This window comes from Gordonia sp. i37 (genome assembly GCF_002043085.1).
Taxonomy (GTDB): Bacteria; Actinomycetota; Actinomycetes; order Mycobacteriales; family Mycobacteriaceae; genus Gordonia; species Gordonia polyisoprenivorans.
This window is the reverse complement of the sequence record NZ_MVPX01000520.1, coordinates 1-14293: the sequence shown is the minus strand read 5'-3', so window position 1 is coordinate 14293 and position 14293 is coordinate 1. Positions and strand designations below refer to the sequence as shown.

Sequence of the window (14293 nt, the reverse complement as noted above, 5' to 3'; positions counted from 1 at the left end):
TGCCATGACCTGACAGACGTCGCGATGGTGGCTTTGGTCGAGGACGCGGGCTATCGGGCGTGCATTGCTGACCTGCGCGGTGGCAGCGTCCTGAGTCCGGCGACGAAAGTTGTCGTGGCCCGCAGGGCTGAGCACCTCGACTATGCAGGACCTGCCAAGGTCATCGGGATCGGTGTGAACGTCGACCGCGTGGGTGGGATAGCGCTTGCGGACTCGCCCCATTCCGCAGGACGCTTGCGACGTGAGCTCGACTGCATTGTGGGCCCGGAGTCCACAGGGCGAGTCCGGGTGCATCTCAGCCGTCGCGAGCACGAAGTGCTCACCACCTATGCGCTGGGATCGTCGGTCCGCGACACGGCCGCTCGGCACTTCATTGCCGAGAGCACGGTCCGTTCGCACTTTCGGCGCGTTATCAACCGCTATCTCGAAGCGGGTCGGCCAGTTAACAATCGGGCGCAACTCCTCGTCGAACTAATCGCGGACGGTTGGGTTGATCGTGAGCGAATGTTGATGCGTTGACCTCTGCGTTCATCGAAGTCGGGCCCCACCGTGAGTTGGACACATCTTGCCGGTGCTCGCGCACTTCATGCATGTCAAGCGTCCCGCGATGCTGTACCCGCCGCCCTCGCCATAACACTCTGGGCACGGATACAACCGCTGTGAACACAGCGGGCACTCTGATTCCGAACTCCTGCGTTGCTTATCGATAGCCTCAGGCTAGCTAGCAACCCCCTGGTATGGCTTTAGTCCGTTCCAATGAAATCGAGTTCTGAAGGGGTCGCGGCGACACTCCTGCTGCCACGATGGAGAGCAAACCGCACACGGTTTGCGGGGCCCGCAGGGTGGCTACCGCGGCGACCAGTCGCCAGGTTCCATCCACTCATTCGCCTTGTGCGGCGAGACGGCGATCATTTCCGATGGCCACGGCCACGCTACCGGGGCTGCGAAGACATTCAGGTCGCGATGACGGGCGGCGATGTCGTCGACCTATTCGGGGATAGGAGTCCTCGAACGTGACGACCATGCCCCCGCGGGTACCAGCGCCGGTGGCCGACATGCCCACATAAGCAAACGCCGAACGGTCTTGGCCTCGGTTCCAAGCCAGGCAGTGTCCCCTGGTTGGCTGGCCCGTTATTCCCGTCGGCGCGAGGGAGTGGGTCGTGAGGCCAACGAGTCCCGGTCCCTCTGCCAGATAGCGTTCGAACTGGGTCAACGCTTCGCGAACCGGGGAATCGTCGCTCCAAAAAAGGCTCGACTGCATAACGACGCCGGTGTCGGCATCGTAGCTCTCGACACCGTAGATCAGGTGGACTCGGTGAATTTCACCGCCAACAAAGGGGGGGGGGACATGTCGTAGCCGATGCTCTGCGCGAGCAGATCGCCCACGCCGGAGGTCTGGTCGAGGGTGTTAGCTCGACGGGTCACCGGTCGGTGCGGAGGACGACCTTCCCGCCGGCATGCCCGTCGGAGACCAGGCGCAGAGCCTCCCGGGCCTGTTCGAAACCGAAGACTGCGCCGATCGGGACGACGAGATCACCGTCGGAGGCGAGGCGAATCAGGTTGGTGCGCACTGTATCCCGAAACTCTGCGCTCTCCGGTTGGCGGCCGCCGAGGGCTTGGAACCCGTCGGCGGCGGCGCGCCGGGGCGCGGCGATCGTGACGATCCGCGAGCGGTCGGCGACGAGTTCGAGTGAGGCGTCGACCGCCTCATCGGTGCCGACGGCGTCGAGCGCGGCGGCGATGGGTCGACCGTCGGCGGCGGCCCGGATGCGGTCGAGCACGCCGGGTCCGTACGTGACGGGCAGGCCGCCGAAGTCGCGTACGTGCTCGCACGATCGGGGGCCTACGGTGCCGATGACCCGGATTCCCCGCAGACGCGCCAGTTGCAGCACCGCCACCCCGACCGCTCCCGACGCACCGTGCAACACGATCAGCTCGTCGCGCGTGGTACTGGCCGCACGAAGCATCTCGGCGGCGGTCGTACCCGCCAGCAGGAGTCCGGCCGCCTCGTCGACACCCAGGGTCTCCGGCCGCGCGAACACCTTCTCCGCGGGCGCCGTGAGCGCTGTCGCGTACCCGCCTCTGACCCGGAAGGCGAGTACCTCGTCGCCGACTGCTGCGTCACCCGAACCGATCTCGGTGTCGGGGCCCAGGGCGACGATCCGGCCCGCGACCTCGTACCCGATCGGGAGCGGGAACTCCGTCGCGGCAAGCGCGTGCTTGAGGTCGGCCGGATTCACCCCGGCGGCGGTCACCTCGATCGTCACCTCACCACGTGTGGGCGCCGGCACATCGACGTCGGTGAGGGCGAAATCATCGAGGCCGCCGGGGCCGAGGGCGACCCAGCGGCGTGCGGGGGTCATGTGGGGATGCCGGTGCGAGGGCCCATGACGTCAAGGCTACGGCCCTCACGGTTACGGCCTCCGGACTGCGGGCCCCAGGCTCAAGGCTGAACGGAGCACGTACCGAGGATGCGCGCCAGCGCATCCCGCTCGGCCGGGGTCACCCACAGGTGGTAGGCGGTCTTGACGGCGATCTGCCGCGACGCATACGTGCATCGATACGTACGGTTCGGGGGTAGCCAGGTCGCGGCGTCGCCGTTGCGCTTCTTCTGATTGGTGGGCCCGTCGGTGGCCTGCAAATTGCGCGGGTCGTTGGCGAAGTCGATGCGCTGTTGCGGTGTCAGCTGTTGCGCGCCTTTCTGCCAGGCATCCGACAACGCCACGACATGGTCGATCTGTACGGCCGATGACGTCTCCGCGCCGCGCGTGAAACCGATGGTCTTGTCGGTGTAGGGATCGTGCAGCGTCCCCGACAAGACCACGCATCCGCGCGTGCCGGGCTTGAGGACGATGTCGATGAGATCGCGGCGCAGGATGTCGTTGCGGGTATCGCAGCCGTTGTGACCGTCGTCGACGTTCACATCGTCCGACCACGCCTGACCGAACTGTGCGCGGCTGTAACCCGTCTTGGGTGCGCGTCCCTTGACCGGCAGAGCCCGCAGCTGCGACCACGCCAGCGCCGCTTCGGGGGAGAGCGCGGTGGGCGCGGTTGTCCCGACCGAGGACGATGACGTCGCGGAGCTCGGTGGGATGTCATTCACCGCGGTCGCGCCGGGTGAGGTGACGGTCACCGGGTCCCCGGGTGCGGCACAGCCGGCGACTACGGCGATCGCAACCACGGACGCCCCGAGCGCCAGACGTCGTCGTCGCATGGGCCGATTGTGCCGGATCGTCCCGACGGTCCTTCTCACCGCGGGCGGCGGCCCAGGTCACCGTTGTTCCACGGGAAACACTCACGACCGCATCGTGCTCGCCATCGATGCTCCCGATGACTCGCCGAGACCGATCTGACTTCGTAGGCTCGAGACATGTCCGATGACATCCCCGCACAACGGCAACGCGAGGCGCGACGCGTAGAACTGGTCGACGAATACCGCCTGTGGGCGCTTGCCGAGGTGCCCGAGATCGACGTCGACGAGTCAATGCTGCTGAGCCGCTACCTTCTCGCCGCATTCCGGGTGGCGGACAAAGCGAACCCGGACTTCGACCCGATCGCCTGGACGTCTACCGACGCCGAGATTCTCACCGAGGTAGGGCTCGCCTTTCGGGCCGCACTCGACACCTTGGTGCCGGGCGAGAAACTCGGCTTCGCCCTGCACACGTACCTGATCTTCACCGAGTCCACCGGAAAGTGGAGCGGCACGCCCGCGGCGTTGCGGGCCGCGCGCACCGTGGTGGACTTCGCGATCGACGGCCTGCGTCTGGATGACTTCGACGCCGAACGGCAGGTCTTGCTGTCCGTCGAACCCATGCGCAGCCTGTTGGGAATCCTGAAGTGGATCGGGAAGGGAAAACCGACCGCTCCGGGCGGCCAGCTGCCGGCGGGCCTGGACACGTGCGCGACGAAGCTCGGCATCTCCGCAGGGCTCGCCTCGCGGCTCATCCAGTACGCAAGTCACCCCGAGCACGCCCTGATCTCCTACGGCGGCGACGGCGTGATCCACCGCGGCCCCGGCGCCAAGGACTGGCGTGACGGACGCCCGCCGATCGATCAGATACGGGACACCTTCTCGGAGTGGGTGGTTCGCCTCCTCGACGACCAACGATCGATGAGCAACCGCGGATCGGGCGAAGAGTTCTGCGCGTTCATCGATGCCGGGTCGTCCTCCACCCCGCGCGGCGTCGACTGGTTCGACTCCCTGTGGGACGAGGATGACGGCGAGATGGACAACGAGGCAGCCGAGGAACTCGTGCTCCGCATTCACGACGACCCCTATTACGTGGACAAACCGGGGATCCGCGAGGCCCTCGACGAGATGATCACCTACGGGTGGATGCGCCTCGACGATGGTAAATACGTTGTGCCCCAAGGGCTTGAGGGACCGCTCAGTGCTGGTATGAAGGAGTTCGAGCACCAGCAGTATCTTCGCCGGGAAGAGCATCGGCGGCGCAAGAGCAATTCGCGGAGGCGAGGGCGGGGGCGGTAGTGATGTGAGGTCTGTCGGATTTGTCGGTACCCACCGATATCTTCACCGGCATGGGGAGACAATCGATCGACAAGTCCGCACGACGCGCTCGGCGGAAGGCCCGACGCGGTACCGCCGGCAGAGCGCGGAACATGCGTCAGCACAACCACATTCCGACTCAACTGTCGTCGCATCATCTCGACGAGGACCGCTTTCTGGCATGGGACGCCGACAGCGAGGGCGACCTCGATCCGGATGACGGGGAGTACCTGGACGACGAGTATCCGGTGCTCACCCTTCGCGTCGAGCTCGTCGAGAACTCCCGGGTGGTCCGGTGGCGGAGAGTGGTGATGCCGGGTGAGGTGCTGCTGTCCGAACTGGCTGAGTGCATCCAGTTGATCTTCGACGGACGGCCCGTGGCCGACTTCGAATTCGCCGATGGGACGCGTCGATATCGACGGTATGACATCCCGTCAGAGTTCGTGGAGCAGACTGCCCGGAACGTGCACCCGGCGCAGATCTTCGATATCGGCTGGATCCTGAAGCCTCTCGGTACGCAACTGCACTATGCCCACGCGACTCCGGGCGAACACCAGCAGGGCTCTGCAGCAAGAACATTCACGATCACGACCGAGGGTGTCGAGTGGTGTACCGGTGAGAGTGAGCTGATCGACATCGTCGCCGGCGGCCCCGACCACTGCGATCCCGACGTCGAGTACGGGCGGCTCCTGGAGTTGCTGGACGAGTTCGTGTGACACCGAAACGACCGTGGCGGTCCTCCCCTTCGGGAGAACCGCCACGGAAACGCTGGGTCGGACGATCAGGCGTCAGCCCTCGATGAACTCCTCGAGCTGCTTGCGCGCGATGTCGTCGGCGACCTGCTCCGGCGGGCTCTTCATGAGGTAGGCCGACGCGGGCAGGATCGGGCCGCCGATGCCGCGGTCCTTGGCGATCTTGGCGGCGCGCACGGCGTCGATGATAATGCCGGCCGAGTTGGGGGAGTCCCAGACCTCGAGCTTGTACTCGAGGTTCAGCGGCACGTCACCGAAGGCACGACCCTCGAGGCGGACGTAGGCCCACTTGCGGTCGTCGAGCCACTCGACGTGATCCGACGGGCCGATGTGAACGTTCTTGTCCTCGACCTTGCCGGCGAGCGAGCCGGTCAGGTTGGAGGTCACGGCCTGGGTCTTGGAGACCTTCTTCGACTCCAGGCGCTCGCGCTCGAGCATGTTCTTGAAGTCCATGTTGCCGCCGACGTTGAGCTGGTAGGTGCGGTCGAGGGCGACGCCGCGGTCCTCGAACAGCTTGGCCATCACGCGGTGGGTGATGGTCGCGCCGACCTGGCTCTTGATGTCGTCGCCGACGATCGGGACACCGGCGTCGGTGAACTTCTTGGCCCACTCCGGGTCCGAGGCGATGAACACCGGCAGCGCGTTGACGAAGGCGACCTTCGCGTCGATCGCGCACTGGGCGTAGAACTTGTCGGCCTGATCCGATCCGACGGGCAGGTAGCTGACGAGGACGTCGACCTCGTTGTCCTTGAGGGTCTGCACCACGTCGACGCCGTCGCCGTCGGCCTCGGTGATGGTCTCGCGGTAGTACTTGCCGAGACCGTCGAGGGTGTGGCCGCGCTGCACGGTGACGCCGGTCGGCGCCACGTCGGCGATCTTGATGGTGTTGTTCTCGCTCGCGAAGATCGCGTCGGACAGGTCGAAGCCGACCTTCTTGGCGTCGACGTCGAACGCGGCGACGAACTCGACGTCGCGCACGTGGTAGGGGCCGAACTTCACGTGCATCAGGCCGGGCACGGTCGCGTTCTCGTCGGCATCCTGGTAGTACTGCACGCCCTGGACCAGGGATGAAGCGCAGTTTCCTACGCCCACAATGGCCACGCGCACCTTATTGGGCTCACCCATGGTCGGGTTCTCCTTTTTCTTGTCGGGCCGCAGCACTGGGCTGCGACACGGGGGTTCTACCGAGCGGTTCGTCCTGCTCGGTTTCTTCCTGCTCCTCGGCACCGGTCGTCGGTGACGTACCTGACGTCGGTGACGTGGTGGCCGGGAAATCTGTGGGGGCTGATGCCGAAGCCGCCGATGACGACGCTTCCGAGGCCTCGGCGGCGATGAGCTCATTGAGCCAGCGGACCTCGCGCTCGCTCGATTCCAGGCTCAACTCGTGCATCTGGCGGGTGTAGCGGTCGGAGGCGCCGGTGGCGCGGCCGACGAGCTCGCGCAGGCCTTCACGGCGCTCCTCGACCTGACGACGCCGGCCCTCGAGGATGCGCATCCGGGCGATCGCCGGGGTGCGGCTGAAGAAGGCGAGGTGCACGCCGAAACCGTCGTCGGTGTAGTTCTGCGGCCCGGTGTCGGCGACGAGTTCGGTGAACCGTTCACGGCCGGCGTCGGTGAGCTGATAGACGCGACGTCCGCGACGCACCTTCACCCCCGACGGCGCGCTGGTCTCGTCGATGAGTCCGTCGGCCTGCATCCGACGCAGCGTCGGATACAGCGAACCGTAGGAGAACGCACGGAACGCGCCGAGCAGCCCGGTGAGCCGTTTACGCAGCTCATAGCCGTGCATGGGGGATTCGAGCAGGAGGCCGAGGATAGCCATTTCGAGCACTGCTGACCCCCTCTCCGATGGTTCGTCGTGCCGATGCTTTCGCCCAATGTATCGCACCGATATAAACGCTGTCGATATCGGCCTCGACTTGCGGGTGGCGATCGTGGTCTCGACAGGCCCGAATCGACGGGCAGGTCACACCGACAACGCCGATATCGACCACGTAGGCTGGTTCACGTGCAACGCCAGATCGTCGACTACGCCCTTCAGCGGCGATCGCGGCTGTCGCAGGTCCATTCCGGGCGGGTCGGTGTGGCCGAGGTCTGCGACGCGAGTCCTTATCTCCTGCGCGCCGCGAAGTTCCACGGTCGCCCCAGTTCGACGCTCTGCCCGATCTGCCGCAAAGAGCACGTGACGTTGGTCTCCTGGGTGTTCGGCGAGCGACTCGGCCAGGTGTCGGGGTCGGCGCGCACCACCGAGGAGATCTCCCGCCTGGACACGACCGCCGAGGAATTCTCCGTGCACGTCGTCGAGGTGTGCCGGACCTGCAGCTGGAACCATCTCGTGCAGTCATACGTTGCCGGTCTGCCTCCGCGCTCTGCCCGTCGTCGCCGGGTGGCCGAGTAAGCGGCCCGCGGCCGCCTCATCGATGTCCGGCTTTTGGCCGCGGCTCGTCGGTGCGTCAGAGTGGTGGGCGGCAAACATGCCGACAGGCGGCAATCATGCCGACAAGTAGTGTGAGGAACGTCGAGCCGATGGTGTATGCGGTTCATTGGGAGGTCCGACGATGAGCGAGTCACGCGATACGACGTCGCGGCGCACCACATCCACCGACTCCAAGACCGGTCAGGACCCGAAGCGTTCGCGGTTCCGGCTGGTCGCGTGGATCGTGGGTGCGCTCGGTCTGATCGTCCCGGTTGTCGCGTTGGTCGCGATCGTGGGTTTCCTGATCGCCTACGCGACCGTCACCGTGCCGCGCCCCGGCGACATCAAGCAGAACCAGGTGGCCACGATTGTCGACACCAAGGGTGGCACCTTGGCCAAGATCGTGCCGCCGGAAGGCAACCGCACCGACGTCAGCATCAACGACATCCCCAAGTCGATGCAGGACGCCGTCATCGCCGCCGAGGACCGCGAGTTCCGCACCAACGACGGCTTCTCCATCCGAGGGCTGTCCCGCGCGGTGTGGGGTCGCATCACCGACAACGATCTCGCGGGCGGTGGATCGACCATCACCCAGCAGTACGTGAAGAATGCGCTGGTCGGCGATGAACACAGCTACGAGCGCAAACTGCGTGAGCTGGTGATCGCGACCAAGATGTCGAGCGAGTGGTCCAAGGACGACATCATGGCGGCCTACCTCAACACCATCTACTTCGGTCGGGGCGCCTACGGAGTCGGGGCCGCTGCGCAGGCCTACTTCCGCAAGGACGTCAAGGATCTGACACCCGCCGAGTCGGCGGTGCTTGCCGCGGCGATCCGCTCACCCTCCTATTACGACCCGGCGGTCAATCAGGAGGCGGCGACGGCCCGATGGAACTACGTGCTCGACGGCATGGTGCAGATCGGTTCGATCACCCAGGCCGACCGTGCGGCGATCCGCTATCCCAAGGTGTCGCCGCCGCCGACGGCGACCGGTGAGACCGTCGGCCCCAATGGCCTCATCAAGCGGCAGGTGCTCGCCGAACTCGCCGATCTCGGCATCTCCGAGCAGCAGGTCCGCACCGAGGGTCTCAAGATCACCACGACGATCGATCCGCAGGTGCAGAACGGCCTCGTGCAGGCGGCGTGCCGCGACAACGACATCTACAAGTGCCCCAACGGGATTCTCGTCGGCGAGCCGGCGCAGATCCGCGACGCCGCCGTGTCGATCGATCCCCGGACCGGTGGCGTGGCCGGCTATTACGGCGGCGACGACGCCCAGGGCTGGGACTACGCGCAAGCGGGTCTGCAGACCGGGTCGTCGTTCAAGGTGTTCGCCCTGGCGGCCGCACTCGAGCAGGACATCCCGCTGTCGAAGGTGTACAGCTCGGCGCCGTACACCACCTCGAGCGGGCTCACCATCGAGAACTCCGACGGTGAGAGCTGCGGCTCGTGCAACCTCGCGACCGCGATGAAGATGTCGCTGAACACCGTGTACTACCGGCTGATGATGGACCTCAAGAACCAGGCACAGGACGTGGCCGATGCCGCGCATGCCGCCGGTATCGCGGAGTCCTTCGGCGACATCGCGAAGACGTTGCAGGAGTCCAACGGCAGCGTGCAGGGCGGTGTGGTGCTCGGGCAGTACCCGTCGCGCGTCATCGACATGGCCTCGGCGTACGCCACCTTCGCGGCATCCGGTATCTATCGCGCCCCGCACTTCGTGCAGAAGGTGGAGACCTCCACCGGCGATGTGCTCTACGAGCGTCAGCCCGACCCGGGCAAGCGGGTGTTCCCGGCCAAGGTCGCCGACAACGTGACCGCGGCGCTCGAGCCGATCGCAGCGTACTCCAACAACAACAACCTCTACGACGACGAGCTGGGATCGCGCCCGTCGGCGGCCAAGACCGGCACCGCGCAGCTGGGTAACACCGGCCAGAACAAGGACGCGTGGATGGTCGGTTACACCCCGCAGCTCTCGACCGCGGTGTGGGTGGGTACCGACAAGGGCACCGCCCTGGTCAACGCCAGTGGGTCGATGGTCTACGGCAGCGGTCTGCCGGCGCAGATCTGGAAGCGCGGCATGGACGACGCGCTCGAGGGCCAGCCCATCGAGCAATTCCCCGAGCCCGCAGCGGTCGGTGGCCAGGCCGGCGTCCCGTACGAGCCGCCACCCACCTCGTACAACAACAACTATCCGTCGACGCGGCCGAACCGGACGCCGACCCCGGACTACCCGGGTGGGGGAGCGATCACCATCGCACCAGGCATCACCATCCCGGTCCCGGGTGGCGCGGAGCGCGGTGACGGCGGTACCAGCGGGGGTACCGGTGACGGCACCCGCGGCGAGGGCGGCACGGGCGACGAAGGAGCGGTCCCTGCGCCCGGTGGCTGACGGGACTCCGCCGCCGACCGACGAGGTCGCCGACGACAGTCCCGCGCCGCTGGCCGCCGACCTTCGTACCGACACGCGTCGGCTGATCCCGAGTCACGATGATCCGGTGGTCGCCGAGGCGTCGCGGGTGGTCGGCGGTCCCCTCGGTGCGCACGCAGCGGTGGGACGCACACGTCATTGGACGCCGATCCGGGTGTTGTTCCTGCTCGCGCTGTGTACGTTGGCGCTGAGCTGGTTCGGCAAGGCCGGCTGCCTGCAGCAGGAAGTGGTGGTGAACCCGGGCCAGGGGCAGCCCGCGGTGAAACTCGACCGCGACGATCAGCGTCAGTTCACCGACCTCTGCTACTCCGACGTCATCTCGCTGTTCGGTGCCGAGCAGCTCGACAGGGGTGAATTCCCGTACCGGACATTCTGGTTCGAGAAGAACGGTGACGGCCAGGAGATCAAGCGGTACATGGAATACCCGGTGATCACCGGGATGTACATGTACGCCACGGCCTGGATGGGGCGCGAATGGGCGTCGGCGTCGGACCGCTGGGGCATCCCGGGCGCGTTGCCCGCGGTGCTCTATTTCGACCTCGCCGCATTGGGTTTGGCACTGTTCTGGTTGGTCACGGTCTGGGCCACCGCACTGACCGCTCGGACCCGCATCTGGGCGGCCTGGCTCGCGGCCGTCTCCCCGCTGGTGATCGTGCATGCCTTCACCAACTTCGACGCCATCGCCACCGCCGCCCTGGCCGTGGCGCTGCTGTGCTGGGCGCGCAAGAAGCCTTGGCTTGCAGGCATGTTCATCGGTCTGGGGACCGCCGCCAAGTTCTATCCCCTGCTGTTACTGGTGGTGCTGTTCTTCCTGTGTCTGCGTTCGGGCAAGCTGCGCGACTGGTGCGCGGCGGCCGCGGCGGCGGTCATCGCGTGGACCGCGGTGAACCTGCCGATCCTCATCCTGTATCCGCATGGCTGGTACGAGTTCTTCCGGCTGAACTCCGACCGCGGCGCCGACGCCGACACCCTGCTGCGTCTGGCCGCCAAGGCGGTCGGTGCCACGTGGAAGGTCGACGTCCTCAACGTCGTCTCGTTGGGGCTGATGATCCTCGTCGTCCTCGGCATTGGGTGGCTGTGCTTGGCCGCGCCACGCCGACCCCGCGTCGCGCAGGTCGCCTTCCTGGTCGTCGCCGGGTTCCTACTGGTCAACAAGGTGTGGAGCCCCCAGTACTCGCTGTGGCTGGTGCCGCTGGCGGTACTGGCCATCCCGCACACACGCCTGCTGCTCGCGTGGATGACCATCGACGCACTCGTGTGGATTCCGCGGATGTCGCTGTTCATCGATCCCAGCCGAAAGTGGTTGCCGCAGGAGTGGTTCACCACGATCATCGTGATCCGGGCATTGTTCGTGATCGCACTCTGCATCATCGTCATCTGGCAGATCCTGCGGCCCGAACACGACCTGATGCGCCGTGACAACGAGGGCAACGAACTCGACGACCCGGCGGGTGGGGTGCTCGACGGTGCGGCCGATCGGCTATCGCTGGGGCGGGCGCGACGCACCCGGGGGGTCGGGGCAGAGGGGACTGCGATCGACGGGACCGGGGCGTACCCCTAGCCCCGAATCCGTTCCTGCAGCGCGACTTTCGCGGCCGGCCAATCCTCGTCGATCATCGCGAACTGCGCGGTGGTGCGCCAACCATCGCCGAAGCGGCGGTGTTTGCGGAGCAGCCCCTCGAAGGTGGCGCCCAATTTGGCGATGGCAGCCCGGGATTGGGTGTTGCTCTCGTGGGTGTGCCAGACCAGCCGGACGGCGCCGCACTGCTCGAAGGCGTGGTGCATCAACAGGTATTTGGCGGTCGGGTTCACCGCGGTGCCCTGGACGTCCTCGGCGTAGAACGTGTAGCCGATGGCAACCGACAGGTTGGCCGGGTCGATGTCGTAGAAACTCGTCGAGCCGACGAGCCGGCCGTCGGTGTTGTCGATGACGGCGAAGGCCACGCGGCGTTGGGGATCGGCGAGCGCCGCCGAGATCCATCGGGCCGCGGAGTCGGCGTCGGTCGGGACGCCGGGCACCCAACGGAATCGGGCCGGATCGCCGACGACCCGTGCGAGTGCGTCGGCGTCGTCGATGGTGAACGGCCGCAACGTCACCCGGTCCCCGACGAGCGGGCCGGTGCCGAGCCAGTCGCTCATGCCCCGGCGGGCACGCGCTGCCCGGGTGGTGCGTCGTCGGGTTCGGACGAGGCCGCGTCGGTGAGGTCTGGGTGTCGGCCGATCGAGGCGAGCGGTTCGCGCAGACCCGCGCTCACGAAGGCGCCGATGAGATAGACCAGCAACACCGCATGCACCCACACGCCGACGTTGACCCCGGCCATCACCCACCACTTCATCGGCTCGCCCGACACGTAGATGCCGAACAACCGGAAGATGGTGGTGTCGAGGATGAAATCGGCGATCAGATACGCCACGATGACCGGCCAGCGCACCCGCAGCAGCACGAAGAACGGCAGAATCCACAGCGTGTACTGCGGCGAATGCACCTTGTGGAACACCATGAAACCGGCGAGCATCGCCGCGCTGACACCGATCCACGGATACAGCCCGGTCCGGTTGTACTGCCGCCAGCCGAAATACACCGCGACGACGAAGGCGCACACGATGAGCGTCGGCGACAACACGCCGACGATCGAGTTGTAGGTGCCGTCCTGGCCGCCGGTGAGATGGCGTAGGCCCCAGTACCAGATGGAGTTGGTGTCCACGTCGGCGCGACGTTTGCCCTGGAAGGTCAGCGCCGCGCGCCACCCGTCGTATCCCAGCACCATGAAGGGCAACTGGATGACGACGACGGTGAGCGCAGCCGTGACGGCCACCCACGCCGCGCCGATCCAGTCGAGCGCTCGGCGCCCGCGGAGACCGCCGGTCAACACATAGATCGCCAGAGGCAGCACGAAGAATCCGGGGTATAGCTTCAGACAGAATCCGATGGCCAGCAGGATCGACGCCAGGATTGCGCTGGTACGCAAACTCATTCGGCGTTCGCCCGTCGACGGCTTGATGCTCGCCCCCCAGGCCATGACGGCGACGGCACCGACGGCGGTCGCCACCACCGGCAGTTCCCAGTTGTGGAAGGCGTAGAGGATCAGCGGCGGGGTCATTGCCCACCACAACACATTCCAGCGGGTGAGCACGGCGAGCATCGCGGTGATCACCACACCGAACGGCGCGAGCAGCGCCGCCGAATGGCGGAAGAAGTCGACGTCGGTGTGCGCGCCGATCGCACCGAGCCACATCAGGATTCCCGAGAGCACCGGGTACTCGACCGAACCACCGAAGAGTTGGCCGTTGGTGCCGATACCGCCGTGGATGTACGGGAAGACATGGTTGTTGATGTCGCGGCCCACCCACAGGTACGCCAGATCCGAATAGCAGGGGATGACCGCGTGCGGATCGCCGACCGGCCACTTGTGGCTGCGCCCGTCCGGGAAGAACGGTGGACCGACGCACTTGATCTTGACCTCGTAGCTCCAATACATGAACAGCAAGGTCAACAGCAGGGACACGGTCAGGATCAGGATCAGATCCCCGCGACGCGACAGGGTGACGCGCCCGTAGCGGAACGTCGTGCTCAGGCGGTCGGACATGCGCTACAGGGTAAGCGGAACGCCCCGCGCACCATGAAATCGACCGGCGAACGGTGACCTGGCTCACTCCCAATCCCGACGGACCGGTCAGCCGGAATCGGGGCCGCTTTCGATGCGAGGTCAGTCCCGGTCGGCGAGAGGCGCGTAGAAGTTCACGAGGTTTCCGTCGGGATCGCGCAGGAGCAACGAGCGATTGCCCCACGGCATATCGGTGGGGCCGTCATTGACGAACCCGTCGACGACGTCGGTCAGATGCCCGCTGGTGAGACGTCGGTGCACCTCGTCGACATCGCCGACGAGGAAATCGAGGACCACCGAACGGTTCGACGCGGCGGTGAGTACGTCGTCGCCCATTGCCGTGATGGTGGTCGACGACGCGATGGCCAGGGTGCCGTAATCGGTGGTGAACTCGGCGATCAACGGATGCAGGCGGTTCGCGCGCAGGCCGGTGACCGTCTCGTAAAAGCCGACCAGACCGTCGACGTCGTCGGTGAGGATGCGGGTGGCTGCGAAGTACATGAGGGTGCGCCCTTTCTCGGATGTGATGCCGCCAGCGTGCAGCCGATAGCGGCCAGATCGTGTCCGCGATCGGCTGGGGGG

General features: G+C 66.3%; 14 protein-coding genes. 6 read left to right on the top strand and 8 right to left on the bottom strand.

The annotated features are described in order from the left end of the window. Positions 1-519, top strand: a 519-nt coding sequence (locus B1964_RS25950; protein ID WP_079931861.1) for a LuxR C-terminal-related transcriptional regulator, incomplete at its 5' end; no start/stop codon positions are given. Between the two features lie 783 nt (positions 520-1302). Here the strand turns inward: B1964_RS25950 and B1964_RS31480 are convergent. The 3 genes from B1964_RS31480 to B1964_RS25940 form a co-directional block, all read right to left on the bottom strand. Beyond that, positions 1303-1425, bottom strand: a complete 123-nt coding sequence (locus B1964_RS31480; RefSeq protein WP_290440743.1) for a hypothetical protein — start codon at positions 1423-1425, stop codon at positions 1303-1305. Next, the gene (locus tag B1964_RS25945) at positions 1422-2363 is read right to left on the bottom strand and encodes an NADP-dependent oxidoreductase (protein ID WP_079931859.1); all 942 of its coding nucleotides are present in this window, start codon (positions 2361-2363) and stop codon (positions 1422-1424) included. Before B1964_RS25945 ends, B1964_RS31480 begins: the two co-directional genes overlap by 4 nt. An 80-nt stretch (positions 2364-2443) precedes the next feature. Further along, on the bottom strand, positions 2444-3214 hold the full coding sequence (locus tag B1964_RS25940; RefSeq protein ID WP_079931858.1) for an HNH endonuclease family protein: 771 nt from the start codon (positions 3212-3214) through the stop codon (positions 2444-2446). 156 nt (positions 3215-3370) lie between these two features. Between B1964_RS25940 and B1964_RS25935 the strand changes: the two genes are divergently transcribed. Both B1964_RS25935 and B1964_RS25930 read left to right on the top strand, forming a co-directional pair. Continuing rightward, positions 3371-4489 (top strand): hypothetical protein, encoded by a 1119-nt coding sequence (locus tag B1964_RS25935; RefSeq protein ID WP_079931857.1) that lies wholly within the window; start codon positions 3371-3373, stop codon positions 4487-4489. A gap of 131 nt (positions 4490-4620) precedes the next feature. Further along, complete coding sequence (locus tag B1964_RS25930) at positions 4621-5223, top strand: hypothetical protein (RefSeq protein ID WP_253194201.1); 603 nt, start codon at positions 4621-4623, stop codon at positions 5221-5223. Between the two features lie 72 nt (positions 5224-5295). Here B1964_RS25930 and B1964_RS25925 read toward each other — a convergent pair whose 3' ends face one another. Beyond that, positions 5296-6384 carry an inositol-3-phosphate synthase gene (locus tag B1964_RS25925; RefSeq protein WP_006373172.1) on the bottom strand — a complete coding sequence of 363 codons (1089 nt, stop codon included), beginning with the start codon at positions 6382-6384 and terminating at the stop codon, positions 5296-5298. Next, complete coding sequence (locus B1964_RS25920; protein WP_006373171.1) at positions 6377-7090, bottom strand: PadR family transcriptional regulator; 714 nt, start codon at positions 7088-7090, stop codon at positions 6377-6379. The genes B1964_RS25925 and B1964_RS25920 overlap by 8 nt, the downstream gene beginning before the upstream one ends. Positions 7091-7267: 177 nt before the next feature. Here B1964_RS25920 and B1964_RS25915 point away from each other — a divergent pair, with 177 nt between their 5' ends. The 3 genes from B1964_RS25915 (at position 7268) to B1964_RS25905 (ending at position 11667) form a co-directional block, all read left to right on the top strand. Continuing rightward, positions 7268-7657 carry a DUF5318 family protein gene (locus B1964_RS25915; RefSeq protein WP_006373170.1) on the top strand — a complete coding sequence of 130 codons (390 nt, stop codon included), beginning with the start codon at positions 7268-7270 and terminating at the stop codon, positions 7655-7657. Between the two features lie 160 nt (positions 7658-7817). Continuing rightward, entirely contained in the window at positions 7818-10067 is a 2250-nt protein-coding gene (locus B1964_RS25910; protein WP_079931855.1) for a transglycosylase domain-containing protein, read from the top strand. Beyond that, positions 10060-11667, top strand: a complete 1608-nt coding sequence (locus B1964_RS25905) for a glycosyltransferase 87 family protein (RefSeq protein ID WP_079931860.1) — start codon at positions 10060-10062, stop codon at positions 11665-11667. The genes B1964_RS25910 and B1964_RS25905 overlap by 8 nt, the downstream gene beginning before the upstream one ends. On the opposite strand, the gene B1964_RS25900 is transcribed toward B1964_RS25905, so the two are convergent. From B1964_RS25900 to B1964_RS25890, 3 genes are all read right to left on the bottom strand, one after another. Then, positions 11664-12245, bottom strand: a complete 582-nt coding sequence (locus B1964_RS25900; protein WP_079931854.1) for a GNAT family protein — start codon at positions 12243-12245, stop codon at positions 11664-11666. The two genes, B1964_RS25905 and B1964_RS25900, sit on opposite strands and share 4 nt — an antisense overlap. Continuing rightward, positions 12242-13693 (bottom strand): hypothetical protein, encoded by a 1452-nt coding sequence (locus B1964_RS25895; protein ID WP_079931853.1) that lies wholly within the window; start codon positions 13691-13693, stop codon positions 12242-12244. The genes B1964_RS25900 and B1964_RS25895 overlap by 4 nt, the downstream gene beginning before the upstream one ends. Positions 13694-13813: 120 nt before the next feature. Beyond that, on the bottom strand, positions 13814-14212 hold the full coding sequence (locus B1964_RS25890) for a VOC family protein (RefSeq protein ID WP_079931852.1): 399 nt from the start codon (positions 14210-14212) through the stop codon (positions 13814-13816). Positions 14213-14293 lie beyond the last annotated feature (81 nt).

Coding starts and splice junctions, on each gene's coding strand:
- B1964_RS25945 (WP_079931859.1), bottom strand. CDS start 2,363: ATGACCCCCGCACGCCGCTGGGTCGCCCTCGGCCCCGGCGGCCTCGAT.
- B1964_RS25940 (WP_079931858.1), bottom strand. CDS start 3,214: ATGCGACGACGACGTCTGGCGCTCGGGGCGTCCGTGGTTGCGATCGCC.
- B1964_RS25935 (WP_079931857.1), top strand. CDS start 3,371: ATGTCCGATGACATCCCCGCACAACGGCAACGCGAGGCGCGACGCGTA.
- B1964_RS25930 (WP_253194201.1), top strand. CDS start 4,621: ATGCGTCAGCACAACCACATTCCGACTCAACTGTCGTCGCATCATCTC.
- B1964_RS25925 (WP_006373172.1), bottom strand. CDS start 6,384: ATGGGTGAGCCCAATAAGGTGCGCGTGGCCATTGTGGGCGTAGGAAAC.
- B1964_RS25910 (WP_079931855.1), top strand. CDS start 7,818: ATGAGCGAGTCACGCGATACGACGTCGCGGCGCACCACATCCACCGAC.
- B1964_RS25900 (WP_079931854.1), bottom strand. CDS start 12,245: ATGAGCGACTGGCTCGGCACCGGCCCGCTCGTCGGGGACCGGGTGACG.
- B1964_RS25895 (WP_079931853.1), bottom strand. CDS start 13,693: ATGTCCGACCGCCTGAGCACGACGTTCCGCTACGGGCGCGTCACCCTG.
- B1964_RS25890 (WP_079931852.1), bottom strand. CDS start 14,212: ATGTACTTCGCAGCCACCCGCATCCTCACCGACGACGTCGACGGTCTG.